The organism is Sphingopyxis sp. LC363 (assembly GCF_000756385.1).
Lineage (GTDB): Bacteria > Pseudomonadota > Alphaproteobacteria > Sphingomonadales > Sphingomonadaceae > Sphingopyxis.
Genome location: NZ_JNFC01000012.1, coordinates 179,235 through 204,551, shown reverse-complemented (window position 1 = coordinate 204,551; position 25,317 = coordinate 179,235). Strand labels below are relative to the sequence as shown.

Genomic DNA, 25,317 nt, shown 5'->3' with positions numbered 1-25,317 from the left:
GAACCGGGCTTTCGGTTCATTATGATCTCCGCCCCGTAACGCAGACGGAGCGAACGCGTTCCGGCCTTTGCCCGCTGCGCGCTTGCATCAGGCTGAACGTATCGGTAGCGCGCCGTTCATCATGGCTGCTCCCATTCTCTCCTATGAAGGCCTCGGCCTCGTCCAAGGCAGCGGCTGGCTGTTCCGGGACCTCGACATCTATGTCGGCGAACGCGACCGCCTCGCGCTCATCGGCCGCAACGGCGCCGGCAAGACGACTTTGCTTAAACTGCTCGCGGGGCGCCTCGACCCCGACAAGGGCAAGCGCACGATCGTCCCCGGCACCCATGTCGTGATGCTCGAACAGGAGCCCGACTTCCGTCCCTTTGCAACACTGATGGACTTCGCCATTTCCGGCGACGACGGCCCGCCCGAACATGAGGTGGCCGCCATCGCCGACCAGCTCGGCATCGACATGAGCCGCACCGCCGCCAGCGCCTCGGGCGGCGAGCGGCGCCGCGCCGCGCTCGCCCGCGCGCTCGCGCAGAATCCCGACGTGCTGCTGCTCGACGAGCCGACCAACCATCTCGACCTCGCCGCGATCGACTGGCTCGAAAGCTGGCTCGCGCGCTACACCGGCGCCTTCGTCGTGATCAGCCACGACCGTACCTTTCTCACCCGCCTGACGCGTCAGACGCTGTGGCTCGACCGCGGCAGCATCCGCCGAAAGGAAATCGGCTTCGGCGGCTTCGAGGAATGGAGCGACGCGGTCGCCGCCGAGGAAGCGCGCGCCGCGCAAAAGCTCGATTCGAAACTGCGGCTCGAGGCGCACTGGCTCGAACGCGGCGTCACCGCGCGGCGCAAGCGCAATCAGGGCCGACTCGAGAAGCTCAAGGAAATGCGCGCCACCCGCGCCGCGATGATCGGCGGCCCCGGCGTCGCCAAGCTCGGCCTCGCTAACGACGATGTGCGCTCGAAATCGGTGATCGTCGCCGAGGACGTGTCGAAAAGCTTCGGTGACCGCACGATCATCAAAAACCTCGACTTCCGCGTCCAGCGCGGCGACCGCATCGGCATCGTGGGTGCCAACGGCGCGGGCAAGTCGACCTTGCTCAAACTGCTGACCGGCGAGATCGAACCCGACAGCGGCATCATCACCCTCGCCCCGACGCTCGACGGCATCATCATCGACCAGCAGCGCAGCCTGATGTCGCCCGACAAGACCGTCCGCGACATCCTCGCCGACGGCGGCGACTGGGTCGAGGTGCGCGGCGTCAAAAAACATATCCAGGGCTATCTCAAGGAATTCCTCTTCGACCCCGGCGTCGTCGAGGCGAGTGTGGGCGCGCTCTCGGGCGGCGAACGCTCGCGCTTGCTCCTTGCGCGCGAATTCGCCCGCGAATCGAACCTGCTCGTCCTCGACGAGCCGACCAACGACCTCGACCTCGAAACGCTCGACCTGCTCCAGGAAGTCATCGCCGACTATGCCGGCACCGTCCTGCTCGTCAGCCACGACCGCGACTTCCTCGACCGCACCGTCACCGTGACGCTCGGCCTCGACGGGTCGGGCAAGGTCGATATCGTCGCGGGTGGCTATGCCGACTGGGAAGCGAAGCGGACCAAGCCGAATGCCGCCAAAACCAAGGCATCGGGCACCGCGCCGCCTCCGCCGCCCACAGCGCGCAAGAAACTGAGCTACAAGGACCAGCGCGACTACGACCTGCTGCCCGCCCGGATTGAGGAGATCGAGACGGAGATGGCGGGGATCGAAACCGAGCTGTCCGACGGCGCCCTGTTCACCCGCGACAGTGCGCGCTTCAACGCCCTCACTGCAAAGCTGGACACGCTGCGTGAAGAAAAGGCGACGGCAGAAGATCGCTGGCTCGCGCTGGCGGAAGAAGTCGAAGCGTTAGGGTAAACGGCGATCGCCAGCTTCGACGGCGGGGCGGCTTAAGCATGGGGAGCTACCGTTACGATAGTGAGCTGATTTCTCCTCCCGCAAGCGGGAGGGGCGAAGAAAGGTCAGCTTCCGGTCGTTTCCTGCCATTTCGTCACCCCGTCCCGTAAAACCCCGCCAGCCGGTCGAGCGCCAGCCCCAGCACCAGCTTGCCCGACCGCGCCGGCCAGCCGAGCCCCTTCTCCGCGCAGCCGATCCCCTCGCCCGCGCAGATCACCCGCCAGCAGATATCGGCGAGCCCCGGCCCTGCCGCGTCGAGCGCCGCGTGAAAGCGCCGGTGCGCATCGATCCGGGCGAGCGACGCGTCGGATGCGGGCGCGCCGCCGCGGCTCTTTCCCGGCGGCGCGGCATCCCAGCGCATCGTCACCCGCGCCGACAGCCCCGCGCGCTCGTAATCGCTGCGAAGCCGCTCGCCCGCCCCGAGCTGCGCCGGGGTGAGCATTCCGCGTGACGCGAGCCAAGCGATCGGACTCTCGGCGACATTCACCGTTACATGCCGCATCACCTGCGGCCCGGCCTTGCCCGGATCGACCCGGTCGTCAGGATGGATGCGCGTTTCGAGGCGGCGTGCGGTCATGCGATTCTCCTTTGCTGCACGCCGGGCTTGACACTGGATTATTTTGTAGGAAAGAGGAAACCGATTTGGTTATTCGAGGGCCGTCCACATGATCAATAGCATTCGCTCCGTCCGCCGCGCCAAGGGCCTGACGCTCGAGGAGGTCGGCCAGCGCTGCGTCCCGCCGACCACGGCGCAGACGATCGGCCGCCTCGAAACGGGCACGCGCACCCTGTCGCTCGGCTGGATGAACCGCATCGCCGCGGCGCTCGGCGTCGACGCCGCCGAGCTCGTCCAGCTGCCGCAGGATACGCAGCTCACGATCACCGCGCTGCTCGGCGCCGAGGGCGCGCAGGCGCCGACGCGCGTCGAGCAGGCGCTCACCGCGCGCCCGGGCGAGGATATGGTCGCGGTGCGCGTCACCTCGTCGATCGGCGATTATCGCGCGGGCGACGAAATCTGGTGCCGCCGCATCGAGGGCGACTGGGCGGGCGTGCTCAATCGCGATCTGCTCGTGCCACGCCCCGCCGGCCGTTTCTTCTTCGCGCGCCTGCTCAACGTCGACGGCGAAAAGCTGCATCTGCTCCCGCTCGGCACCGGTCAGCGCCAGCAGGTCGTCAGCAATCCGCCTTGGGCGGCCGTCGCCGTCCGCCTGCTCCGCACGCTATAACAGCATTCCGTTCGCCCTGAGTTTGTCGAAGGGCCGTCCTTTTTCTCTAAACGCGCAAGGAAGAACGGTGCTTCGACAAGCTCGGCACAAACGGCGGCGAGGTCGGGCATGAATCAGCCCCTCCGCGTCCTCAGCATCGCGACGCTGTTCCCCGACGCCGCGCGGGCGAACTTCGGCCTGTTCGTCGAGAAAAGCCTGCGCGCGCTCGCCGCACAGCCCGGGATTGAACTCACCATCGTCGCGCCGGTCGGCCTGCCGCCCTTTCCGCTGTCGCTGCACCGGCGCTACCGCGCGCTTCGCGGCCTGCCGCGAGCCGAGCAATGGAACGGCGTCACCGTCCTGCGCCCGCGCTTCACGCTGATCCCGCGCTACGGTGTGCGCTTCAATCCCGCGCAGATTGCGCGCGGGGTCCTCGCCGCGGTGCGCGATCGCAAATTCGACGTCGTCGATGCGCAATTCTTCTACCCCGACGGCCCTGCCGCGATGCGCGTGGCCCACGCGCTCGGCCTCCCCTTTTCGGCGAAGGCGCGCGGCGCCGACATCAGCCATTTCGGCCATGGCCCCGCGACAAGATCGCAAGTGATCGAAGCCGGCGCCAGGGCCGCGGGTCTGCTTGCGGTATCCGAAGCGATGCGCGGCGACATGGCGGCGATCGGCATCGACCCGCAAAAGGTCGCGGTCCACTACACCGGCATCGACACCGCGCGCTTCCACCCCGGCGACCGCGCGGCGGCCCGCGCCGCGCTCGGCATGGGCGATGCGCCCGCACTCCTCACCGTCGGCGCGCTCATCGCGCGCAAGGGGCAGGCGCTGGTGATCGCGGCGCTGCCCGCGCTGCCCGGCGCCCACTACTGGCTCGCCGGCGCCGGCGAGGAAGAAGCCCGCTACCGCGCGCTCGCCCGCGAACTCGGCGTCGAAACCCGCGTCCATTTCTTCGGCCCCGTCGCCAACGCCGACCTGCCGCAGCTCTATCGCGCCGCCGATGCCGTCGTCATGCCTTCGGCGAGCGAGGGCCTTGCCAATGCGTGGGTCGAAGCGCTCGCCTGCGGCACGCCGATCGTCATCAGCGACGCCGGCGGCGCCGCCGAACTCGTTAGGTCACCGCTCGCGGGGCGTATCGTCGAGCGCACGCCGCAGGCGATCGCCGAAGCGGTGCAAGTGCTCCTCGCCACCCCGCCCTCTCCCGCCGACGTCGCCGCCAGCCTCGGCGGGCGTTTCGACTGGGATCGCAACGGCCGCGAGCTCGCCAATCATCTGCGTCGCTGTGCCGGGGTCTAGATACGCCAACGCCGGCCCGCTCGCGGAGCGGACCGGCGCGGGTTATTCCTGAATGCCGACGATCAGACGACTGCGCCGTCGTCCTTGCGCTCGACGCGCTCGCCGCCCTCGATCCCCGCGACGGTGCGCGGCACAAAGCTGTGCGGACCGACCTTCAGCCACACCAGCACCGGCGTCGACATCAGGATCGACGAATAGGTGCCGACGAAGACGCCGAACAGCATCGCCGCGGTGAAGCCGAAAATGACGTCGGGGCCCATCACCAGCAACACGCCAAGCGCGAGCAGGATCGACACGCTGGTCATCACGGTGCGCGCCAGGGTTTCGTTGATGCTGAGGTTCAGCAGCGGGACGATGTCCATCTTGCGATATTTTTTGAGGTTCTCGCGAATACGGTCATAAACCACAATCGTGTCGTTGAGCGAATAACCGACGATCGTCAGCAGCGCTGCAACGCTGTTCAGGTCGAATTGCAACTGGGTGATCGCGAAAAAGCCGAAGGTCAGCGCAACCTCGTGGAACAGACGGCCGAGCGCGCCGACCCCGAACTGCCATTCGAAGCGGATCCAGATATAGATCGAGATGCCGAGCATCGCGAGCGCAAGGCTGATCGCGCCGGTGCGCAGCAATTCTTCGGACACCTTGCCCGACACGGTTTCGACCGATCCGGTCTTCGCGGTCGGGAACGCCTTCTGGATGCCGGCGACAAGCTGCTGCCCCGCGCGTTCGGCCGCGGCCTTGTCGCCATCGGGAAGCGCGGTGCGGATCGACACCGCGCTGTCCGACCCGAATTGCTGGATCGTCGCCTCGCCGATGCCGATCTCGCGCACGGCTTCGCGAATATCCTCGATCGGCGGCATTTCCTGGGTGAACTCGACGCGAACCGACTGGCCGCCGACGAAGTCGATGCCAAGGTTCAGGCCCTTGACCGCCACCAGCGCGATCGAGACCACGACAAGAAAAAAGCTCATGAAGGAGGCGAGCTTGCGCCACTTCAAAAAGTCGTAATTGGTGTCGTCGGGGACGAGTTTGAGCAGGCGCATCTTTCGCTCCCTCCTTTAGATATTGATCGACGTCGGGCGATTGGTCCGCAGCCAATGGGCGACGAACATGCGCGTGACGGTAACTGCGGTGAAGACGCTGGTGACGATCCCGATGGTCAGCACCACCGCGAAGCCCTTGATCGGGCCCGAACCGAACCAGAACATCAGCGCCGCGGCGATGACATTGGTGACGTTGGCGTCGAAAATCGCGCGGCTGGCCTCGGTATAGCCGAGTTCGACCGCCTGGAACGGCCGCCGCCCGCGTTTCAATTCCTCGCGGATACGCTCGTTGATCAGTACGTTCGCATCGACCGCCGCGCCGACGGTCAGCACGAAGCCTGCGATGCCCGGCAAGGTCAGCGTCGCATTGAATGCCGCCATGATCGCGATGATCAGGAAGACGTTGAAGACCAGCGCGAGGTTCGCATAGCCGCCAAAGCGGCCATAGACGACGAGCATCAGCGTCAGCACCGCCACCGTCGCGATGATCCCCGCCAGCACGCCCTTTTCGATCGAATCCTGCCCAAGTTCGGGCGAAACGGTGCGCTCTTCGACGACCGTCATCTTCACCGGCAATGCGCCCGAACGCAGAGAGATCGCCAGCGCGTTGGCGCTCGCGACGCTGAAGCTGCCCGAAATCTGCGCGCTGCCGCCCAGGATCGGTTCATTGATCGACGGCGCCGACAGCACCTTGCCGTCGAGCACCATCGCAAAGCGCTTGCCGACATTCTGCGCGGTCACCTTGGCAAAGGTGCTCGATCCGCCCGAATCGAAACGAATCGAAACGACCGGCTGCCCGGATTGCGGGTCATAGCTCTGCTGCGCGTTGATCAACTGCTCGCCGCTGATCATCACTTGGCGGCGCAGGACCTCGAACGGCGCGCCGCTGCCCTCGCCCTCGGCATAGGGGACGATTTCGCTGCCCACCGGCACGCGACCAGCAGCGGCTTCGGCCGGGTCGGCATTGGTGTCGACCATGCGGAATTCGAGGCGCGCGGTCTTGCCGATCAGCTCCTTGAGCGCGGCCGGATCCTGCAGGCCAGGGACCTGCACAACGACGCGGTCATTGCCTTCGCGGATGATCGTCGGTTCGCGCGTGCCGAGCGCGTTGACGCGCTTGTCGATGATGTCGCGCGCCGTATCCATCGCGTTCGCGACCGCCTGCGCCTGTCCCGCGCTCGTCGGGGTCAGCACGATACGCTGCGAATCGACGACATTGATATTCCAGTCGCGCTGGCCGGTGAGGCCCGCACCCTGCGTCTCGCTGAACAGTCGCTCGCGCGCCTCGTCGAGCTGCGCCTGATCGCGAACGAGGAAGCTGATCCCGCCGCCCGCATTCGACAGCTCGCCGATCGCGATATCGTCGTCGGGACCGCTGTCGCCGCGCATCGCGGTGCGTACGGTCTTTTCCATATTGGTAAGCTGCGTCTTGCGCAGATCGGCGATATCGGCCTCGAGCAAGAGGTGGCTACCACCGGCTAGGTCGAGCCCCAGGTTGACCTTCGCCTGCGCAAAGCCCGGCAGGCTTTCGAACGCCTTGGTCGGCAGGAAGCTGGGGATGGAAAAGAGAATACCGAGCAGCAGGATGATGCTGATGCCGATGGTCTTCCAGCGCGGGAAATCGAGCATAGTCTTGAGGATCCGATAGCAAGAGCGGGGGCCGCGGGAGAGCCGGCCCCGCCGCGTCAGTCGTTGGCGGGCTTGCCACCGGGCTGCAGGACGTCGGCCAGGGTCGACTTCACGACCTTGATCTTCACCCCCTGTGCGATTTCGACATCGACGAAATCATCGTCGACGCGCGTGATCTTGCCGACGATGCCGCCCCCGGTCACCACCTGATCGCGCGGCTTGACCGCCGCGACCTTGGCGCGATGTTCCTTCGCGCGCACCTGCTGCGGGCGGATCAGGAAGAACCAGAAAACCGCGAAGATCAGCAGATAGGGGACCAGCATCAGGAAACCGGCAGCCCCGCCGCCCGATCCGGCCGCCTGGGTCAGAAGCAATTGCGTCGACATGGATGAAAAACTTTCGTTACAGGCAGCGCCCGATCCCCTCCGGAGCGAGCGCGCAAATATGGCGCGGCGCCTATCATGCAGGGGCCTTGCGCGCAACCGGTCGTGCGCCCCTCCCCCGTGGCAAGCGCGCCCGAAATGGGGTCCCGGGCGGCGAGATCAAGCCCGTGGCATCGATCGGGTCGAAAAGCCGCCATCGCGGCTTGCATCCCCCGCCAAGGCGCGCTAGGGGCCTCGCCTGCCCAATCGGGCCGGTCGGGACGTAGCGCAGCCTGGTAGCGCATCACACTGGGGGTGTGGGGGTCGGAGGTTCGAATCCTCTCGTCCCGACCAATTTTACCGGCAGGAACAGCAAAGCGCAGGGATGGCGAAAGCCACCCCTACCGCCATGCGCGCGGGCCGCGCACAGCTATGCAAGATTTGCACCCGACCGCGGGGAGTTGGCAGCTTCACGACGAACGTCTGAAAAGGGGTGGGGAGCTGTCGTCCAGATCCTCCCCTTTTGCGCAGCAATGGGGAGGTGGCAGCCCGCAGGGCTGACGGAGGGGTCGACGCCGTCAGGCGTCGGTGCAAGGCCAGACCCCTCCACCAAGCGATCCTGATCGCCACCGCTTGAGCATCGCGATACAGCGCACTACGAGCGCCCGCATGGAATTTGCTCCCGAAATCTTCGCCTTCCTGATCGCCGTCGCCTTTCTCGCGGGGACGATCGACGCGATGGCGGGCGGCGGCGGCCTCCTCACGATCCCGGCGCTGATGGCCGCGGGCGTGCCGCCGGTGTCGGCGCTCGCGACGAACAAGCTGCAAAGCACGATCGGCACCGGATCCGCGTTTGCGACCTTCTGGCGCGCGGGGCATGTCGACCTCCGCCGCTTCGCCTGGCCCGCGACCGGCGCCTTTGCCGGCTCGGTGCTAGGCGCGACGGCGGTGCAATATGTGGGCTCGGATTTTCTCGCCGCTTTCGTGCCCATCCTCCTGATTGCGATGGGGCTTTATTTCCTGCTCGCACCATCGATGAGCAGCGTCGACCGCCACGCGCGCACCGGCCCGCTCGGCCTCACCCTCATCGTCGCCGCGCTCGGCTTCTACGACGGCTTCTTCGGTCCGGGCACCGGCTCGTTCCTGACGCTGACGCTCGTCGCGCTCGGCGGACTCGGGCTGGTCCGCGCGATCGGCAACACGAAACTCCTCAACCTCGCGACCAATATCGCGGGCCTGCTCGCGATGATCGTCGGCGGCCACGTCCTCTGGCTGCTCGGCCTGTCGATGGCCGCCGCCAATGTCGCGGGCAATCAGCTCGGCGCGCGGCTCGCGATCCGCTTCGGTGGGCGCGGGGTGCGGCCGCTGCTCGTCGTCATGTCCTTCGCGCTCACCGCGAAGCTGCTCGTCGACCCCGCCAATCCGCTCTGGAGTCTGTTTTAGGACTCGCCCTCGCCGTCGCCCTCAGCCGGCGGCGGCGGCGCGGCCCGCATCTTGCGGGTGGCTTGCATTTCGGCCTTGTCGACCGCGCCATCGCCATTGGCATCGGCGCGCTTGATGAAGGCGTCGATCTTTTGGGGGCTCTTCAGCGTCGCGTCGCCCCGCCGTTCGGCACGCATTTCCATCATCTTGGTAATTTCGGCCTTGTCGAGCTTGCCGTCGCCATTGGCGTCCATCCGCTCGAACATGCGCCCGCCGCCCTGCGGCGGCTGCGCGGCGGCAACGGCCGGCAGCGCCAGACCCAGCGAAGCGACAATCCATATAGCTGTCTTCACGTCATTTCCTCTCGAATGATGCGGCGAACCCACCGCGACGCCCCGGCGTCAACCCAATGACGGCGCGATGTCGCAAAATTGTCCCAGCACCGCTCGGACCGTCACGGTTTCAGCACGACCTTCCCCACCACCGCGCGCCGCTCGAGCATTGCAAAGCCCTCGCGCCAGTCGGCGAGGTCGAGCGCGGCGTGGACGTGCGGTCGGATCTTGCCTGCATTCGCCAGCGCGTCGATCGCCGCGACATTCTCCGCCCCGCGCTCGGGAAAGCGCCGGCCATATTCGCCCGCGCGCACGCCGACGACCGAGAATCCCTTGATCAGCGGCATATTCACCGACACCTCGGGAATCCGGCCCGAGGCAAAGCCGACGACGAGCAGGCGTCCCCCAAACGCGATGCAGCGCGTCGATTCGTCGAAGACATCGCCGCCGACCGGATCGAAGATCACATCGGCGCCCTTGCCGCCGGTCAGCGCCTTCACCTCCTCGCGGAACCCCGCCCCCGCCGCGATCACCGCATCGGGCGCATAAAGCCGCGCGACCGCGTCGCGTTTTTCTTCGCTGCTCGCCGCCGCGATCACCCTTGCGCCCAGGGCCTTCGCCAGATCGACCGTTGCCAGCCCGACGCCCCCCGCCGCGCCATGGACGAGCAGCCACTCGCCCGGTTCGATCCGCGCGCAGCGGATGAGCGCGACATAGGCGGTCAGATAGGCGACCGGATAGGCGGCCGCCGCCTCCCAGCTCAAACCGGGGGGTTTCGCGCGCAACGCGCTGGCAGGAACGACGGCATATTCGGCCATCGCGCCAAAGCGATTGCCGCCGACGACCGCGTCGCCCGCCGTCCAGCCGGCCACCTCCTCGCCCACCGCATCGACCTCGCCCGCGAACTCCAGCCCCGACACAAAGGGAAGCTCGGGCTTCAGCTGATAGCCGCCCGATGTCATCAGCAGGTCGGGAAAATTCACGGCCGCCGCGCGCACGCGCACCCGGACTTCGCCGGGTCCGGGCACCGGCATCGGCAGTTCGGCCAGTCCCGCGCCGCCATGGTCGGGGAGCAATTCACGCACCTGCAAAGCCCGCATCGCGAAAAAGCCTTTCCTACAATATTCCAATATGGCTCGTTCTGCTCATTCAACCAACCAGAAGGAGCGAATCATGCCAAGACCCGACCCACTAGCCAGCGACGCCGACGCGTTGATCGACGCCGTCATCGACCGCGAAGGCCGTTATGTAAACCACCCCGCCGATCGCGGCGGCCCAACCTGCTGGGGCATCACCGAAGCGGTGGCGCGCGCCGAGGGCTATACGGGGAACATGCGGGACCTCCCGCGCGCCGATGCCGCGTCGATCTATCACCGCCTCTATTGGCTGCGTCCCGGTTTCGACCGCGTTGCGCTGCGCGCCGCGAAGATCGCCGCCGAACTGTTCGATACCGGCGTCAATATGGGCACTGGCACCGCGGCGGGTTTCCTTCAGCGCGCGCTCAACGCGCTCAACCGCGCCGCGCGCGATTATCCCGACATCGCGGTCGACCGCGAAATCGGCCCCCGCACCCTGTCGGCGCTCGACGGCTTTTTGAAAGCGCGCGGCAGGGGCGGCGAAACCGTCCTCCTCCGCGCGATGGAGGCGCTGCAGGGCGAACGCTACATCGCGCTCGCCGAGCGCCGCCCGAGCCAGGAAGCCTTTCTCTACGGCTGGCTCGCGAACCGCGTCGGCGACGCAAACCCCTGATTGGGCGCGCATAGGAGCGTCAACTTAGTCAACTTTCAAAGGATATCGATATGAGCATCATCGAAGGCCTGATCGGCCCCATCGCCAAGCTGATCGACAAGATCATTCCCGATCCCGAAGCGCGCGACCGCGCCAAGCTCGAACTGATCAAGCTCGAGGGCAGCCAGGAAATGGAGGCGATCCGCACCCGGATGACTGCGATCGTCGCCGAGGCGAACAGCGCCGACCCGTGGACCAGCCGCGCGCGGCCGAGCTTCCTCTACGTCATGTATGCGCTCTTGCTCTGGGCGATCCCGATGGGCCTGATCGCAGCCGCGCGGCCCGACATGGCAAAGGGCATCGCCGAGGGCATGAATGCCTATCTCGCGGGTATCCCCGAACCGCTCTACGCGCTCTTCGGCACGGGGTATCTGGGGTATACGGCTGCCAGAGCTTGGGGGAAAGCGAAGGGGGTCGAAAGCTAACACCCACATCCGTTCGTGCTGAGCTTGTCGAAGCACCGTTCTTCTTCTGAACATCGCAAAAGAAGGAACAGCCCTTCGACAGGCTCAGGGCAAATGGATTCAAAGATGGGTTTACTCCACCACCCCCGCCAAATTCGCGAGCGAGCTATTGAGCCCCGCTTCATGATCCTTCGCCGAAATCCCCGGCGGCACATGGTGCGCGTCGATCGTGACCAGCGTGCCGCCGCCCTTGCGCGACAGATACCAGTGCATCGCCATCGTTCCCGAAAAGCGCGGATCGTCGGACTCGAACTCGACCTCCCAGACGATCAAACGCCCCTCGTCGAGCGTCGGGATATGCACTTCGACGACATCGCTGTCGTCGTCGCTCTTGGTCTCGACATCCGGGTCGTCGAAGGTGAGCCGCAGCCGGAATCCGCCGCCCGCGCGCAAGTCGCAATGCTCGAACGCGCCCGTCGCGCCCTCGGGCGGCAACCAGCGCGCCAGCTTGTCGGCGCTGGTGAAGGCCGCGAACACGTCGACCAGTGGCGCCGCGATCAGCCGCTCGGCATGATCGGTGCGCCGCGTCTTCTTGGTGGGTTTCAAGTCCGTCGGCTTCAGGCGAGCGCGGCTTTGACCGCCGCAACGGCGTCGTTCGCCGCGCCGCCGTCGGGACCACCGCCCTGCGCCATGTCGGGACGGCCGCCACCACCCTGCCCGCCGAGCGCCGCGACCGCGGCCTTGACGAGATCGACCGCGCTATGGCTACCCGTCCGGTCGTCGGTCACCCCGACCGCGACCGAGGCGCGACCGTCGTTGACCGCGACCAGCATCGCGACGCCGCTGCCGACCTGTTTCTTGAGGCCGTCGACCGTGCCGCGCAATTCCTTGGGATCGAGCCCGTCGACCACCTGCGCGAGGAACGCGACATCGCCGACCTGCTCGACCGCGGGTCCGGCAGCCGAACCGCTGCCGCCGCCCCCGGAACCGCCGAGGGCGAGCGCCTTCTTCGCATCGGCGAGCTCGCGCTCGGCCTTCTTGAGCTGCTCGGCGAGCGCCGCGACGCGCGCCGGCACCTCGTCGGGCGAGGTCTTGAGCGCCGCCGCTGCCGCTTTCAGCGCCTCGTCGCGGCCGTTCAGCCACTGCCGTGCCGCCTCGCCGGTCAGCGCCTCGATGCGCCGCACGCCCGAGGAGACCGCGCTTTCGCTCACGATCTTGAACAACGCGATGTCGCCGAGCGCCCGGACGTGCGTCCCGCCGCAAAGCTCGACCGAATAATGATGATCGGCCGCCGCACCCATCGAAAGCACGCGCACTTCATCGCCGTATTTCTCGCCGAACAGCGCCAACGCCCCCGCCGCAAACGCGTCGTCGGGCGTCATCAGCCGCGTCGACACCGCCTCGTTGCCGCGGATCTGAGCGTTCACCTGCGCTTCGATCTCGGCGATCTCCTCGGCGCTCAGCGCCTTGGGATGCGAGAAGTCGAAGCGGAAACGATCCTCGGCGACCAGACTGCCCTTCTGCGTCACATGCCCGCCGAGCTGGTTGCGGAGAGCGGCGTGCAGCAGGTGCGTCGCGCTGTGGTTGGCGCGGATGCGGTCGCGGCGTTCGGCATCGACCGTCAGCTGCACCGTGTCGCCGACCTTCAGCGTTCCGGCTTCGAGCTTCGCCTGATGCGTGTGCAGGCGGCCGAGCGGCTTGCCGGTGTCGCTCACCGACGCCTTCGCGCCTTCGAGCGTCGCGATCGTCCCCGCGTCACCCATCTGGCCGCCGCTTTCGCCATAGAAGGGCGTCTGGTTGGTCAGCACGACGACCTCGTCGCCCGCCTTGGCTTCGTCGACCGGCTTGCCGTCCTTGACGAGGCCGATGACCGTCGCTTCGCCCGCTGTCGAGGTATAGCCGGTGAACTCGGTGCTGCCGTTGGTCTCGGCGAGGTCGAACCAGATTTCGTCCGACGCCTTCTCGCCGCTGCCCTTCCACGCCGCGCGCGCCGCCGCCTTCTGCTGCGCCATCGCCGCGTCGAAGCCGGCGCGGTCGACCGTGATATCCTGCGTGCGCAGCGCGTCTTCGGTCAGATCGTAAGGGAAGCCGAAAGTGTCGTAGAGCTTGAACGCGACATCGCCCGCCAGCGTATCGCCCTTGCCCATGCCCACCGTTGCCTCGTCGAGCAGCTTCAGCCCCTTGTCGAGCGTCTGGCGGAACTTGGTTTCCTCGCGTTCGAGCGTCTCGGCGATCAGCGGCTGCGCGCGGATCAGCTCGGGATAGGCGGCGCCCATCTCGGCGGTCAGCGACGGCAGCAACCGGTGCATCAGCGGGTCTTTCGCGCCAAGCAGATGCGCGTGACGCATCGCGCGGCGCATGATCCGGCGCAGCACATAGCCGCGTCCTTCATTGGACGGCAGCACGCCATCGGCGACAAGGAAGCTCGATGCGCGCAGGTGATCGGCGATCACGCGGTGGCTTGCCTGCGTCGCGCCTTCGGCGGGCACGCCCGTCAGGTCGACCGACGCCGCGATCAGCGCCTTGAACGTGTCGGTGTCGTAATTGTCGTGGACGCCCTGCATCACCGCGGCGACGCGCTCGATCCCCATGCCGGTGTCGATGCTCGGCCGCGGCAGGTCGACGCGCTCGCCCCCCGGCATCTGCTCATATTGCATAAACACGAGGTTCCAGATCTCGACGAAACGATCGCCGTCCTCTTCGGGCGAGCCTGGCGGGCCGCCCCAGATATGGTCGCCATGGTCATAGAAGATTTCGCTGCACGGCCCGCACGGCCCGGTGTCGCCCATCGACCAGAAATTGTCGCTCGTCGCGATACGGATAATCCGCTCGTCGGGCAGGCCGGCGATCTTCTTCCACAGGTCGAACGCCTCGTCGTCGGTGTGATAGACGGTGGCGGTCAGCTTCTCGGGAGCGAGGCCCCAGGTCTTGGTGATCAGCGTCCAGGCATGGTGGATCGCCTGTTCCTTGAAATAGTCGCCGAAGGAGAAATTCCCCAGCATTTCAAAAAATGTATGGTGCCGCGCCGTATAGCCGACATTGTCGAGATCGTTATGCTTGCCGCCGGCGCGCACGCACTTCTGCGCCGACACCGCGGTGCTGTAGGGGCGCTTCTCGAGCCCCGTGAAGACATTCTTGAACGGCACCATGCCCGCGTTGACGAACATCAGCGTCGGGTCGTTATACGGCACAAGCGGCGCCGACGGCTCGATATGGTGGCCCGCTCCCCCGAAATAGTCGAGGAAAGAGCGGCGAATGTCGTTGGTCGATGTCATGCGCGCGATCTAGTGCGGAATGGCGCGTTTCTCAAGCGCGATACGCGCGGCAGCCGAACGCCGGTGAGCGGACCCAAATCGGGTTCGGGGTCAAAAGGCGGTCGCGATGCCCTTGCCCAGATAGCAGGGCAGTTGGTGCAGCACGTCGGCCTTCGGCACTCCGTCTTCGATCAGGTCGGGCGGCACTTCGGACGTGTCGATGCGCACGACCGTCCAGCCGGCGCCCGGCGCGGCGCGGTGGACGACGACATAGCCGCAGTCCATCGTGCCGTCCTTGCGGTCGCCGCGAAAATCGAAGGCGGCATAGAGTCCCGCGGGCTGACCGGCGGGATCGAGATACCAGCTGAGGCGCAGCGGGCGGATTTGCCCGTCGGCCCACAAGGTTTCCCGCTTGCGCAGGTTCATTTCCCATTCGAGCCGCGGGTTCGATGCCTGGAACGACAGGCGAAACATCGCATAGGCGGCCGCGAAATCGCGCTTTTCGAGCGCGAGCGTATATTCGGCGAACCGGTCGACGGCGCCTTCCTCGTCGGACGACGAAGGCTGGAACGTGACGCCCTCGGGAGCGACGACCTCGCGCTCGACCTCGGGCGCGAGCGTCGGCGGCGCCGCCACAGCCGCCGGGGTCGCCGCCATCAAGGCCGCGCCGGCGAACAGCACGCAGCCCCGAAGATCAATAGCCATAATAGGCGCCGCCCTTTTCGCGCGCGCGGCGCCATGCCGGCCGGTCGTGGCACGCGCTCACAAAGGCGGCGAGTTTGGGATAGCGCGGTGCCATGCCCTGCATGATCGCGATTTCGGCGGGGAAGCTCAGCATGATGTCGGCCGCCGACAAATCGTCGCCGATGAAATGACCATTTTCGCCGACGCGGCTTTCCATATAGGCGAAATGCGCGTCGAGCTGCTGCGCGATGCGCGGCTCGAGCGGCGCCGCGGCTTCGCCGAGCCGCGCGGTATAAAGCCGCAGCAGGATCGGCGTCATCGCCGACCCTTCTGCGAAGTGCAGCCATTCAAGGTGGCTGATATGGGCATCGCTGCCGCGTTCGGGAACCAGATGCCCGCCGCCGTGCCGCTCGCAGAGATATTCGGTGATCGCGCCCGATTCGGTGATGACGCGGCCCCCACCGCCGGAGGCGGAATCGTCGAACGCCTCGATCACCGGCGACTTGCCAAGCGGATGCACCGCGAGCAGTTCGGGCGGGGCGAGATTGGTGACCGGATCGCGGTCGTAATATTTGATTTCGTACGCCGCGCCGATTTCTTCGAGCAGCCACAGGATGCGCTGCGAGCGGCTGTTGTTGAGGTGGTGGACGATCAGGCTCATGGGCTTTCCTTTGGATCAGGGCCGATAGGGGCCGTTGCGGTCGATCAGCGCCGCGAGTTCGCGTACGAGTTTGGCGCCGAGGATGGCGGTGACGCAGCCGACGTCGCGGCCGGGATGCAGCTCGACGATGTCCGCCCCGACGATCGGCGCGGTCTGTTTGTGCAGCACCGCGAGCAGTTCGCGAACCGTCAGTCCGCCGGGCTCGGGATGCGCCACGCCGGGCGCGGCCGACGGGTCGAGGCCGTCGAGGTCGATCGAGATATAGAGCGGGCCGCCCAGAACCGGGACGCGGTCGGGCGAGAAATCGGCCATCGGCACGATTTCGACACCGAAGCGCGCCGCCTGTTCGCGGCAATGATGGTTGAGGGTGCGGATGCCGACCTGCACCAGCCGCTTCGCGTGGCCCGCCTCGCAAATGCGCGCGAAGGGCGACGCATGGCTGCGCGGGTTGCCGGCGAAATCGTCGTAGAGGTCGGGGTGCGCGTCGAAGTGGAGGATCGTCACCGGTCCGTGACAAGCGGCAGCGGCCTCGACGAGCGGGAAGGTGACGGCGTGGTCGCCGCCGAGGGCGAGCGGAATTTCTCCATCTTCGCGCACATAAGCGATGTGGCGGCGGATCATTGCGTCGTCCTGCGCCGTGTTCTCGGTGAGCGGGAGATCGCCGTCGTCGGTGAGGGCGATGTCGGTCCCGATTTCGCGGCCGAGCTCGCTCGCCATATTGCCGCGGTCGCACCACAGCGCCTCGCGAATTGCGGCAGGAGCGGCGGCGGCGCCGCGTTCGAAGCTGCTGTTGATGTCGGTGGGCAGGCCGAAGAGGCGGATCGCGGGCATGCGCCGCTTGTAGCCGCTGCCAAGGTCCGCGCAAGGATCAACGGCGGGCGGGCCGACCTGCTTGGGAGGGGGAGAGCGCAGGTCAAAGGGGCTGGTGGCCCGCCGCCGTCGGCCGGCTGGTTCGAGCAAGGCGAACCGGCCGGAAACAACAGGATCAGATGTCGTCGTCGCCCTCGTCGTCGGGGCCGGCCATCATTTCCTCGGCCACTTCGTCGGTGCGGCCGCGGATCGCGGCTTCGAGCCGCTCGCGCAGTTCAGGGTTCTCGGTCAGGAAATTCTTCGCATTTTCGCGGCCCTGCCCGATGCGGATCGAGTCATAGCTGAACCAGGCGCCCGACTTCTCGACAAGGCCGGCCTTGACGCCGATGTCGAGGATCTCGCCGATCTTCGAAATGCCCTGCCCGTACATGATGTCGAATTCGACCTGCTTGAACGGCGGCGCGACCTTGTTCTTGACGACCTTGACGCGGGTGGTGTTGCCGACGATCTCGTCGCCATTCTTGATCTGGCCGGTGCGGCGGATGTCGAGGCGGACCGAGGCGTAGAATTTGAGCGCGTTGCCGCCGGTCGTAGTTTCGGGGTTGCCGTACATCACGCCGATCTTCATGCGCAGCTGGTTGATGAAGATCACCATGCAGCGCGAGCGGCTGATCGAGCCGGTGAGCTTGCGCAGGCTTTGCGACATCAGACGCGCCTGCAGGCCGACATGGCTGTCGCCCATTTCGCCCTCGATTTCGGCGCGCGGGACGAGCGCGGCGACCGAGTCGACGACGAGCACGTCGATCGCGTTCGAACGCACGAGCGTGTCGACGATTTCGAGCGCCTGCTCGCCGGTGTCGGGCTGCGACACGATCAGCTCGTCGATATTGACGCCAAGCTTGCGCGCATAGACCGGGTCGAGCGCATGTTCGGCGTCGACGAAGGCGACGGTGCCACCGGTCTTCTGCGCTTCGGCGAGCGTGTGCAGCGCGAGGGTGGTCTTGCCCGAGCTTTCGGGACCGTAGATTTCGATGACGCGGCCGCGCGGCAGCCCGCCGACTCCGAGCGCGATGTCGAGCCCGAGCGAACCGGTCGAGATCGCCTCGACCTGCATCGCTTCCTTCGAGCCCAATTTCATCACCGAGCCCTTGCCGAACGCGCGGTCGATCTGCGCGAGCGCGGCGTCGAGCGCCTTCTGCCTGTCCGTGTTGTTCACTGATTTCCCCGATTCGACGAGTGACAATTGTCCGGCCATTTGCCGTCCCTTTCCAGCTCTAGAGCGACAGCGGAAGCATCGCAACGCCCGAACCATGTGCCATATTTGTTCTCATGGAACAAGAGGGGAACAAAATATTATCGCTTGGATATCGTCGCCCCCGCGAAGGCGGGGGCCGTTGCCGGACTCGCACTTCACCGCCGGACAAGCCTCCAGCGGCCCCCGCCTTCGCGGGGGCGACGGGCTATTGCGCCCCAAATTCCTCCAGCGCCGCCTCGATATCGCTGATCCGGAAAGGCTTGGTGATCAGCGTGCGATGCGCGTGCGCGGGCGGAATGACGTCGCCTCCGCCCGAGGTGAAGGCGAAGGGAATATTTTTGGCGGCAAGCGCGTCGGCGACCGGCCAGCCCTTTTCGTCGCCGAGGTTGATGTCGACGAGCGCGCCGCCGAGCGGTTCGGCGGCGATGAGCGCGAGCGCTTCCTCGTTGCTCGTCGCCTGCGCTGGTTCGGGCAGGTCGAGCGCGTCGAACATGTCGGCGAGCATCATGCCGATCAGCACATCGTCCTCGACGAGCAGGATGCGATGGTTACTGACCATTCGGCACCCGATGCGCGGCGTCGTCGAGCGCCGCCGAAGTCGCCTCGGCGAGCTGCGCGACCGAAAAGGGCTTGGGCAGGAAGGCGACGTCGTCGATGTCGATCGACTGACGCAGTTGTTCCTCGGCGTAGCCCGACATGAAAAGGACGGGCAGGTCGGGGCGCCTGGCGCGCATCGCGCGCACCATCGCCGGGCCGTCCATCGTCGGCATCACGACGTCGCTGATGATCAAATCGACCTTCTCCATCTGCGCAAAGCGTTCGAGTCCCTCTTCGCCCTGCGAAGCGGTGACGACCTTATAACCCGCACGGGTCAGCGCACGTTCCGCGACCGCGCGCACCATATCCTCATCCTCGACGAGCAGAATGGTCCCGGTGCCCCACTGGCTCTTCTTCGGCTTGGCCGGCGGTGGCACGACCGAAGACGTATCGCCCCCGGCGCGATGGACGGGCAGATAGATCGAAAAACTCGTCCCCTGCCCCGGCTTGCTGTCGGCGAAGATGAAGCCCGCCGACTGCTTGATGATGCCATAGACGGTCGAAAGCCCGAGCCCGGTCCCCTTGCCGACATCCTTGGTCGTGAAGAAGGGTTCGAAAATCTTGGGCAGCACATCGGCGGGAATGCCCGTGCCGGTGTCGCTGACCTTGAGCGCGCAATAATCGGCGGGCGGCATGAATTCATTGCCCATCTGGCGCACGTCGGCCGCCGAGACCGGATAGGTTTCGATCGTCAGCGTTCCGCCGCCCGGCATCGCGTCGCGCGCATTGACCGCGAGGTTGATGATCACCTGTTCGAGCTGGCCCGGATCGGCGCGCACCGCGCCGAGCCCGCGGCCATGATGTACCGAGAGCTGGACGGTCTCGCCGATCAGCCGCTTCAAAAGATGCGACACTTCGGAGATCACGTCGGGGAGCTGCAGGATTTGCGGCCGCAATGTTTGCTGGCGCGAGAAGGCGAGCAATTGCCGCGTCAGGCTGGCGGCACGATTGGCGTTGCTGCGGATCTGTTGAATATCATCATAATCGCTGTCGCCCGGCGTGTGGCGCATCAGCATCAGGTCGCACGCGCCGAGCACCGCGGTCAGGATATTGTTGAAATCATGCGCGACGCCGCCCGCGAGCTGGCCGACCGCCTGCATCTTCGACGCCTGCGCGACCTGACGCTTGAGGCGCGATTCCTCGCTCGAATCCTTCAGGCTCAGGAGCACCGCGGCCTCGCCCAGCCCGCGCACGCCGACGACGCGCATCGACACCGGATCGCCGCTCTGTCCCGCGAGGCGGATCGACAGGTCGCCGCCGACCTGCTGCCCGCTGCTGTGGCGGCGGATCATGTCGGCGAGCGGCCCCTTGTCCTCACCCACGACGATGTCGCCGGGGTAGCGCGGCATTTTACCCTCGGGCAGGCTCGCCGCGCGGACGAAGGCGCGGTTCATGTAAAGGAAGCGCCCGTCGCGATCGACCATCGCGAGCCCGAAAGGCAGCAGCGACAGCAGGGTTTCGACATAGGTCTGTGCGGTGCCACGGTCGGTCGGGCCCATTTCCTCGTCGAGCAGCGCGAGCAGCATCGGCGTGTTGCTGTCGGCGGGGGCGAGCGGGATCTGGATCAGGCGCACCGGGGGCGCGCGGTCGCCTTCGCGCGCGAAATAGAGCGCGCCGGCATCGTCGAGGCGGATCATCGGCGCGACGTCGCGGCCGGCATAATGAACCGCGTCATCCTCACCCAGCGCGCGGAGGAGGAAAGCCTGATTGGCGACGCGCAGCCGCCCTTCGGAGCTGACGAGCGCCGCCATCACCCCCGAATGACCAAGCGTGCGCCCCGCGGGACCGTCGAGATGCCGGCCGATTTCAGCGACGAGATCGAGCCGTTCGAGCGCCGAGAAGCGCCAGACGAGATAATCCTCCGACTGTCCTGTGCGCGTCACCTGCGCACGCAATTGCAGCGGGCCGATCGCGATATCTTCGGCATATCCCTCGCCGTCGCGCCACGCGACGCGGCCGGCATTTTTCAGCTCTTCGGCGCCGCGCCCTTCGAGCGGCAGGCCCGGCGGCGTCACGAAGCCATTGAACCATGTTCCGAACAGGTCGTTCGCGCAGACCATCCGCCCCGCGCGGTCGGTCACTGCGATCGCGACATCGTCGTGACTGACCGCCTGGCGCAGCATCGTCCAGTCGGGCGCGACCGCCTCCCCCGACACCGCCGCGGGGAACAGGCGGCGCGCGAGCAGCACGCCACCCACAGCAACGGCAAGCCCGGCAAGGAAGCCCGCCGCCAACACCATGTCGCGCGTCGCCCAGAACAGCAATGCGGCGGACAGCGCAGCCAGTCCGCCGAGTATCGCCTTGTCGACCGGCGACAGGCTGGCCGGCGTTGACAGGAGCCCGGCGGGGCCCGCTCCCCTGATGACATCACCATCAGCGGAGGGCAGGCTTTGCACGGTCAACGGCTGTCTTTCCTAATGGCGCATCACCAGATGCGGACGCGGTCCTTGGGCGCCAGATAGAGCTTCTGGCCTTGCTTGATCTGATAGGCCTTATACCAAGGGTCAAGATTGCGCGAGACCCAAGTCCGCTGGATCGAGGGCGAATGCGGATCGGTCGTGATGCGCTGCGACAGATTCTGTTCGCGATAATTGCGGCGCCAGACCTGCGCCCAGCCGAGGAAGAAGCGCTGGTCGCCGGTCAGCCCGTCGATCACCGGCGCTTCCTTGCCGCCCAGCGACTTTTTATAGGCGTCGTAAGCGATCGTCAGGCCCGCGAGGTCGCCGATATTCTCACCCAGCGTGAAGGTGCCATCGAGCTTTTCGCCCGGCAGGACTTCATAGGCGTCATATTGCGCGACGAGCGCCTTGCCCGCCGCCTCGAACGCCGCGACGTCGGCGGGGGTCCACCAGTCTGCGAGCTTGCCGGTCTCGTCATATTTCGCGCCCTGATCGTCGAAATGATGGCTGATTTCATGGCCGATCACCGCGCCGATGCCGCCATAGTTGATCGCATCGTCGGCGTGCGGATCGAAGAAGGGCGGCTGCAGGATCGCGGCGGGGAAGACGATCTCGTTCATCCCGAAATTGGCATAGGCGTTCACCGTCATCGGGGTCATTCCCCACTCCCAGCGGCGGATCGGGCCGCCGAGGCGGCTGATATTGTCGTCGTGCGCGAACTGGTTCGAGCGGAGCGCGTTACCGAACAGGTCGCCGGCCTTGATTTCGAGCGTGCTATAATCTTTCCAGCGGTCGGGATAGCCGATCTTGGTCGTGAAATTGGCGAGCTTCTTCTTCGCCTTCACCTTGGTTTCGGGCTGCATCCACGTCAGGTTGGTAATGCGCGTGTCGAGCGCGGCAAGCACATTCTTGACGAGTATGTCCATCGCCGCCTTGGTTTCGGGCGGAAAATATTTCGCGACATAATCCTTGCCGACGGCCTCGCCCATATTGCCCGTCGTGAAGTCGACCGCGCGCTTCCAGCGTTCCTGCATCTCCGGTGTGCCCGACAAGGCGGTGCCGTAGAAGGAGAAAGCCTCCTGCGCGACGGCGTCGGGCAGCACGCCCGAGAAGCCGTCGAGGCTGCGCACGACCAGCATGTCGCGGATCACGCCGATCGGCGCATCGGCGAGCAGCTTCGCCTCGCCGGTGAAGGCGCTCGGCTGCGACACGAGGATCGAATCCTCATTGACGCCGACGCCGCGGATGAAGGTCGCCCAGTCGAAACCCGGCGCAGCCTGCGCCAGCTCGGCGATCGTCATCTTGTTATAGACTTTGGTCGCGTCGCTGCTGTCATTCTTGTCCCAGTGGACGGTCGCGACCTGCTTTTCGAAGTCATAGATCGCCTTGGCGCGCCCCGCGGCGTCCTTTTCGCCCGCGAGCGTCAGGATATTTTCGAGATGCTTCAGGTATGCGGCCTGCAGCTTGGCGTTCCGCTCATTTTCCTTCAGGTAGAAATCGCGGTCGGGCATGCCGATGCCGCCCTGGAACATCGTATAGATGTAAACCTCGGGATTCTTGTCATCCTGCCCGACATAGCCGCCGAAGAAATGCTGGACGCCGCTGCGGTCGGCTTCGGCGAGCAGCCCGGCGAGGCCGGCCTTGTCGACGGCACGGATTTTGTTCAGCCAGGGCTCGATGGGCGCGAGGCCCTTTGCCTCGACCGCCGGCGCGTCGAGATAGGAGGCATAGGCGCGCCCGATCATGCTGTTCGGGTCGGCCTTCGCCGCTTCGAGGATTTCCTGCGTGCGCTTCTGCGACAGGTCGGCGAGCGCGGTGAACATGCCGTAATTCGACTTGTCGGCCGGGATCTGGGTGTTCTTCGCCCAGGTGCCGTTGGCATAGGCATAGAAATCGTCACCCGGCTGGACGCTCTTGTCCATGCCCGAAAGATCGAAGCCGAAGTCGCCGATTTCAGGCTTGGCATCGGTTTGGGCGGCGGGCGCGGCCTGCTCCCGTGCGGTGGCCGGGACGGCGGCAAGCGTCAGCGCGCCAAGCGCGGCGGTCGCCAGCAGCGGCGAAGAGAGTTTCAAGCGAATCATGATATTCCCCGATTATCGATTTGAAGCGACGATCCGCGCCGTCGAAAAACGCCGCGGATCAGCGATGCAACAGCTATAGGCCCCGTTTTCGGGGCGGTTCAACCGGCGGCCGTGTCGCTCGTCGATGCCTCAAGTCGTTGGTCGCGTGCGCGCGCCAGCTTGCGCCGCCAGCGGAGGCGGATCCAATTGTCCCAGAACAGGGTCGCGAGCACATAGCCTACCGCCGCCGAGACGACCGAGATCACGAACAGCCCCGCAAGCATTGCAGGCGCGGCGTCCGAAAACACCCAGCGCACCCACTCGCCCGCCGACGCGCCATGCTCGATCATCGCCGAAAAGGTCGCGCTGTTGGCGTGAAGCCCGAACAGCCAGTCGCCGAGCCACACCGAGGCGAGGATGATGAACGGCGTCGTCACCGGGTTCGAGAGGAAGGTCATCGCCGCACCGATCGGAATGTTCGCGCGAACGGGCAGTGCGAGCAGCGCGACACCCAATATCTGCACGCCGGGGATCAGGAAAAAGATGCCGACGAACAGCCCGAGCGCGGTGCCGCGCGGCACCGAGGTGCGCGTGAAGCGCCACAAATGGCTGTGCGCGACCCGGTGCGCGAAGGGCTTGATGAAGCGGCTTTCGAGCAGCTCCTCGCGCGTCGGCGAGTTGCGGCGGATCCAGTTCATCACCGCCGCCTTGTCCCGCCCCTTTTGGTCGCGCTGCTTACCGCCGCTCATCCGCGGTCCTTCATCAGCCGCTGCTTGTCGCGCTTCCAGTCGCGTTCCTTGATCGACTCGCGCTTGTCGTGCGCCTTCTTGCCCTTGGCGAGCGCGAGCTCGACCTTCGCGCGGCCGCGGCTGTTGAAATAGACGCTCAGGGGGACGAGCGTCATGCCCTGGCGCATCACGCCGGCGTGCAGCTTGTTGATCTCGCGCCAGTTGAGCAGCAGCTTGCGCGGGCGCTTCGGCTCGTGATTGAAGCGGTTGCCGTGGCTGAATTCGGGGATATTGGCGTTAATCAACCACACCTCGCCGCCGGTTACCTCGGCATAGCTCTCGGCAATCGTGCCCTCGCCGAAGCGGAGCGACTTCACCTCGGTGCCCTGCAGCGCGATGCCGGCCTCGAACACCTGTTCGATCGCATAGTCGAAGCGCGCGCGCCGGTTTTCGGCGACGACTTTCTTCTTGTCGAATTCGGCGGCGGACTGCGGACGGGCCATGACGAAAGCTTAAATCACTCCTGCCGCGGACAATGCGGCGTCGACGGCGGCGCGCGACGCATCGTTCGCCGGGATGATAGGTAGGCGCACTTCGGGCGAAAACCAGTCGTGGAGACGCGACAGCGCATATTTGACCGGTCCGGGCGAGGTGTCGGAGAACATCGCCTTGTGCAGATCGAACAACCGGTCGTGGAGCGTCAGCGCGCGTGTCCAGTCCCCAGCGGCGCAGGCCGCGGCGAAATCGGCGCAGAGGCGCGGGGCGACGTTGGCGGTAACCGAGATGCAGCCCACACCGCCCATCACCGCGTGCGGAAGCCAGAGGTCGTCGTTGCCCGAGAGCTGGCAGAAATCCTTGCCCGCTCCCGCACGATGCACGGTGACGCGCGCGAGGTCGCCGCTTGCATCCTTGATCGCGACGACGCTCGGGATTTCGGCGAGCTTGCACATCGTCTCGGCGCTGATGTCGGCGACGGTGCGGCCGGGGACGTTGTAGACGACGATCGGCAGGTCGCTCGCGTCGGCGAGCGCCCGGAAATGCGCGATCATCCCCTCCTGGCTCGGCCGGTTGTAATAGGGTGCGACGACGAGCGCGGCGGTCGCGCCGGCGGCTTGCGCGTGGCGCATGTGGCGGATCGCGGTCGCGGTGTCGTTCGACCCGCAACCGGCGATCACGGGTACGCGTCCCGCCGCAGCCTGGATACAGGTGTCGATGACCTGATAATGTTCGTCGAAGCCGAGCGTCGGGCTCTCGCCGGTCGTTCCGCACGGGACCAGCGCGCTGGTACCCTCTTTGATCTGCCAATCCACGAGGCGCGCAAAGGCGGGCGCGTCGAACGCCCCATCGCGGAATGGCGTCACCAAGGCGGGAATCGAACCCGAAAACATGCTCCGCTCCTTTACAACGACCCGTTGCGACCGGTAGAATCCGGCCAGCGCGCCGCTATTG

General features: G+C 66.2%; 24 protein-coding genes and 1 tRNA gene. 7 read left to right on the top strand and 18 right to left on the bottom strand.

Annotated elements, in window-relative coordinates:
• Positions 1–121 precede the first annotated feature (121 nt).
• A complete protein-coding gene (locus tag FG95_RS06300; RefSeq protein WP_037554809.1) occupies positions 122–1,897 on the top strand; it encodes an ABC-F family ATP-binding cassette domain-containing protein in 1,776 nt (591 codons plus the stop codon).
• A 133-nt stretch (positions 1,898–2,030) separates the two neighbouring features.
• Here FG95_RS06300 and FG95_RS06295 read toward each other — a convergent pair whose 3' ends face one another.
• The gene (locus tag FG95_RS06295) at positions 2,031–2,513 is read right to left on the bottom strand and encodes a DUF6456 domain-containing protein (protein ID WP_052182144.1); all 483 of its coding nucleotides are present in this window, start codon (positions 2,511–2,513) and stop codon (positions 2,031–2,033) included.
• Between the two features lie 88 nt (positions 2,514–2,601).
• Between FG95_RS06295 and FG95_RS06290 the strand changes: the two genes are divergently transcribed.
• Together FG95_RS06290 and FG95_RS06285 are read left to right on the top strand one after the other, a co-directional pair.
• Positions 2,602–3,162 (top strand): helix-turn-helix domain-containing protein, encoded by a 561-nt coding sequence (locus FG95_RS06290; protein ID WP_037554729.1) that lies wholly within the window; start codon positions 2,602–2,604, stop codon positions 3,160–3,162.
• 108 nt (positions 3,163–3,270) lie between these two features.
• On the top strand, positions 3,271–4,440 hold the full coding sequence (locus FG95_RS06285; protein WP_037554728.1) for a glycosyltransferase: 1,170 nt from the start codon (positions 3,271–3,273) through the stop codon (positions 4,438–4,440).
• 62 nt (positions 4,441–4,502) lie between these two features.
• Here FG95_RS06285 and secF read toward each other — a convergent pair whose 3' ends face one another.
• From secF to yajC, 3 genes are read right to left on the bottom strand one after another with little or no spacing between them, the layout of a single operon-like run.
• A complete protein-coding gene (secF, locus tag FG95_RS06280) occupies positions 4,503–5,483 on the bottom strand; it encodes a protein translocase subunit SecF (RefSeq protein ID WP_037554727.1) in 981 nt (326 codons plus the stop codon).
• 15 nt (positions 5,484–5,498) lie between these two features.
• Positions 5,499–7,112 carry a protein translocase subunit SecD gene (gene secD, locus FG95_RS06275; protein WP_037554726.1) on the bottom strand — a complete coding sequence of 538 codons (1,614 nt, stop codon included), beginning with the start codon at positions 7,110–7,112 and terminating at the stop codon, positions 5,499–5,501.
• A gap of 56 nt (positions 7,113–7,168) precedes the next feature.
• Positions 7,169–7,498 carry a preprotein translocase subunit YajC gene (yajC, locus tag FG95_RS06270; RefSeq protein WP_052182143.1) on the bottom strand — a complete coding sequence of 110 codons (330 nt, stop codon included), beginning with the start codon at positions 7,496–7,498 and terminating at the stop codon, positions 7,169–7,171.
• 253 nt (positions 7,499–7,751) lie between these two features.
• On the opposite strand from yajC, the gene FG95_RS06265 reads away from it, so the two are divergent.
• A tRNA-Pro gene (locus FG95_RS06265) sits at positions 7,752–7,828 on the top strand.
• 315 nt (positions 7,829–8,143) lie between these two features.
• Entirely contained in the window at positions 8,144–8,917 is a 774-nt protein-coding gene (locus FG95_RS06260; RefSeq protein ID WP_037554725.1) for a TSUP family transporter, read from the top strand.
• On the opposite strand, the gene FG95_RS06255 is transcribed toward FG95_RS06260, so the two are convergent.
• Both FG95_RS06255 and FG95_RS06250 read right to left on the bottom strand, forming a co-directional pair.
• Positions 8,914–9,249 (bottom strand): EF-hand domain-containing protein, encoded by a 336-nt coding sequence (locus FG95_RS06255; RefSeq protein WP_037554724.1) that lies wholly within the window; start codon positions 9,247–9,249, stop codon positions 8,914–8,916. The genes FG95_RS06260 and FG95_RS06255 overlap by 4 nt on opposite strands.
• A 101-nt stretch (positions 9,250–9,350) precedes the next feature.
• Entirely contained in the window at positions 9,351–10,328 is a 978-nt protein-coding gene (locus FG95_RS06250; RefSeq protein WP_037554723.1) for an NADPH:quinone oxidoreductase family protein, read from the bottom strand.
• A gap of 73 nt (positions 10,329–10,401) precedes the next feature.
• On the opposite strand from FG95_RS06250, the gene FG95_RS06245 reads away from it, so the two are divergent.
• Both FG95_RS06245 and FG95_RS06240 read left to right on the top strand, forming a co-directional pair.
• Positions 10,402–10,977 carry a glycoside hydrolase family 108 protein gene (locus tag FG95_RS06245; RefSeq protein ID WP_052182142.1) on the top strand — a complete coding sequence of 192 codons (576 nt, stop codon included), beginning with the start codon at positions 10,402–10,404 and terminating at the stop codon, positions 10,975–10,977.
• 50 nt (positions 10,978–11,027) lie between these two features.
• On the top strand, positions 11,028–11,441 hold the full coding sequence (locus FG95_RS06240; RefSeq protein ID WP_037554721.1) for a holin family protein: 414 nt from the start codon (positions 11,028–11,030) through the stop codon (positions 11,439–11,441).
• Between the two features lie 111 nt (positions 11,442–11,552).
• Here the strand turns inward: FG95_RS06240 and FG95_RS06235 are convergent, their stop codons facing one another.
• The 12 genes from FG95_RS06235 to dapA all read right to left on the bottom strand — a co-directional run bounded on the left by FG95_RS06235 (position 11,553) and on the right by dapA (position 25,256).
• On the bottom strand, positions 11,553–12,026 hold the full coding sequence (locus FG95_RS06235) for an SRPBCC family protein (protein WP_037554720.1): 474 nt from the start codon (positions 12,024–12,026) through the stop codon (positions 11,553–11,555).
• A gap of 11 nt (positions 12,027–12,037) precedes the next feature.
• Positions 12,038–14,695, bottom strand: a complete 2,658-nt coding sequence (gene alaS / locus FG95_RS06230) for an alanine--tRNA ligase (RefSeq protein WP_037554719.1) — start codon at positions 14,693–14,695, stop codon at positions 12,038–12,040.
• Between the two features lie 90 nt (positions 14,696–14,785).
• A complete protein-coding gene (locus FG95_RS06225; protein ID WP_037554718.1) occupies positions 14,786–15,379 on the bottom strand; it encodes a hypothetical protein in 594 nt (197 codons plus the stop codon).
• Positions 15,369–16,019 carry a glutathione S-transferase family protein gene (locus tag FG95_RS06220; RefSeq protein ID WP_037554717.1) on the bottom strand — a complete coding sequence of 217 codons (651 nt, stop codon included), beginning with the start codon at positions 16,017–16,019 and terminating at the stop codon, positions 15,369–15,371. The genes FG95_RS06225 and FG95_RS06220 overlap by 11 nt, the downstream gene beginning before the upstream one ends.
• A gap of 15 nt (positions 16,020–16,034) precedes the next feature.
• On the bottom strand, positions 16,035–16,850 hold the full coding sequence (gene speB, locus FG95_RS06215; protein WP_037554715.1) for an agmatinase: 816 nt from the start codon (positions 16,848–16,850) through the stop codon (positions 16,035–16,037).
• A 154-nt stretch (positions 16,851–17,004) separates the two neighbouring features.
• Positions 17,005–18,084, bottom strand: a complete 1,080-nt coding sequence (recA, locus tag FG95_RS06210; RefSeq protein WP_037554714.1) for a recombinase RecA — start codon at positions 18,082–18,084, stop codon at positions 17,005–17,007.
• 205 nt (positions 18,085–18,289) lie between these two features.
• Positions 18,290–18,643, bottom strand: coding sequence for a response regulator (locus tag FG95_RS06205; RefSeq protein WP_037554712.1), 354 nt, complete (start codon positions 18,641–18,643; stop codon positions 18,290–18,292).
• The gene (locus FG95_RS06200; RefSeq protein ID WP_200880162.1) at positions 18,633–21,017 is read right to left on the bottom strand and encodes a hybrid sensor histidine kinase/response regulator; all 2,385 of its coding nucleotides are present in this window, start codon (positions 21,015–21,017) and stop codon (positions 18,633–18,635) included. The genes FG95_RS06205 and FG95_RS06200 overlap by 11 nt, the downstream gene beginning before the upstream one ends.
• An 89-nt stretch (positions 21,018–21,106) precedes the next feature.
• A complete protein-coding gene (locus FG95_RS06195) occupies positions 21,107–23,161 on the bottom strand; it encodes a M13 family metallopeptidase (protein WP_052182141.1) in 2,055 nt (684 codons plus the stop codon).
• A 98-nt stretch (positions 23,162–23,259) separates the two neighbouring features.
• On the bottom strand, positions 23,260–23,889 hold the full coding sequence (locus FG95_RS06190; RefSeq protein WP_152567587.1) for a DUF2062 domain-containing protein: 630 nt from the start codon (positions 23,887–23,889) through the stop codon (positions 23,260–23,262).
• Positions 23,886–24,371: an SsrA-binding protein SmpB gene (gene smpB / locus FG95_RS06185; RefSeq protein WP_037554711.1), complete on the bottom strand. Its 486-nt coding sequence runs from the start codon at positions 24,369–24,371 to the stop codon at positions 23,886–23,888. The genes FG95_RS06190 and smpB overlap by 4 nt, the downstream gene beginning before the upstream one ends.
• 9 nt (positions 24,372–24,380) lie before the next feature.
• Positions 24,381–25,256: a 4-hydroxy-tetrahydrodipicolinate synthase gene (gene dapA, locus FG95_RS06180; protein ID WP_037554709.1), complete on the bottom strand. Its 876-nt coding sequence runs from the start codon at positions 25,254–25,256 to the stop codon at positions 24,381–24,383.
• Positions 25,257–25,317 lie beyond the last annotated feature (61 nt).